Source organism: Psychrobacter sp. 1U2 (genome assembly GCF_051847575.1).
On record NZ_JBPYDC010001733.1, the window covers coordinates 1 to 535 of the forward strand.

The window sequence follows — 535 nt, forward strand, 5'->3', positions numbered from 1 at the left end:
AGATGGCGGTGTTGCTTCAGCATTATATGCGCCCAGTATTGATAAGCACGATAAAAAAGAGATGGGTGTGATGATTGGAGTGGTTGAAACTAAAGAATAAGCCTTAACTTTAAAAGTCAAAATTTTGTAACTCGTTTGCTTGCTTTTTTTGTGCTCGGCGCATTCTGGCCATTAGCTTTAACCAATCTTGCTTCAAAAAAACCTTGTAAAACTTTGCCTTTAATAAGACCTTACGACGATAAAACCCATTGGACTGCATTTTAGCCAAATGCTGCTGCATGCTAGAGAGGACGTAATTCTCACTAAATTTCTCGCAGACAGTCGGTGTGGGCATCAGTAAATTGCTCATACAAACAGGGGCGACTTCATGAAATAAGATTTGTTCTACTTCGCTGATGGTCAAATGAGCCACTTGATTGGCTATGTGCTCATGATTGATACGATGGTCGACGAACAAGTCTGACAACGCCATCCATACCAGTTCTCTATCACTTAAGCTACTCATGTCTTTGCCTCAGTCCCGCACTATTTACTA

The 535-nt window shown here is 40.9% G+C and carries 1 protein-coding gene; it reads right to left on the minus strand.

Going from position 1 to position 535, the window contains the following annotated elements; genetic code table 11:
- Positions 1-109: 109 nt before the first annotated feature.
- A complete protein-coding gene (locus ACS8FD_RS24115) occupies positions 110-505 on the minus strand; it encodes a DUF7079 family protein (RefSeq protein ID WP_439261034.1) in 396 nt (131 codons plus the stop codon).
- Between the last annotated feature and the right edge of the window lie 30 nt (positions 506-535).